The organism is Streptomyces sp. AC627_RSS907 (genome assembly GCF_019049165.1).
The window spans coordinates 1-645 of sequence record NZ_JAGMUE010000240.1; the positions used below are offsets into that span (position 1 = coordinate 1).

Annotated in this window: 1 protein-coding gene; it reads left to right on the forward strand. The window is 71.8% G+C overall.

Annotated features, from left to right (window positions below):
- Positions 1–181 precede the first annotated feature (181 nt).
- On the forward strand, positions 182–645 hold a 464-nt coding region (locus tag KUM32_RS32815), incomplete at its 3' end, for a GntR family transcriptional regulator (protein ID WP_217145582.1).

The window sequence follows — 645 nt, forward strand, 5'->3', positions numbered from 1 at the left end:
GGCAGCACCCGGGCGGCGCGACGCCATCCCCGCCCGTGAGCCCGCGCAACAAACAGCCCCACGGACCCACCGACCGCTGGAAGCACCTCTCCACCGCCTCACCCAGCGGCCCCGACTCCCCATCGACCCGAAGGAGGACGCTCGATTGTCGACAAAATACGACCCCTGTTACGCTCCGGCCATGTCCGGTCTCTCCGCGCTGCCCGCGCTCTCCTCCGCGTCCCTCGCCTCCCGCCGTGAAACCGTCGCCGACGTGCTGCGCGAGGCGATCACCGTGGGCCAGCTCCCCGCGGGCCAGAAGCTCACCGAGGCGGGGGTCGCCGCGCAGCTCGGCACCAGCAGGGCGCCGGTCCGCGAGGCGCTGCGCCAGTTGGAGCAGGAGGGGCTGGTGATCTCCTACCCGTACCGCGGCACGGAGGTGCTGGGCGTCTCCCAGGAGGAGATCGAGAACGTCCTCGTACCGGTCCGCGTCTCGCTGGAGAAGTTCGCCTTCCGCAAGGCGATGCCCCGGTTGACCGACGCCGACTACGCCCACCTCGAGTCGCTCGTCCGCAACATGGCTGCGGCGGCCGAGGCGGCGGACGCCGCGTCGCTCGCCGACGAGGACATCCGCTTCCACGAGGCGGTCGTGACCCTGTCCGGGCA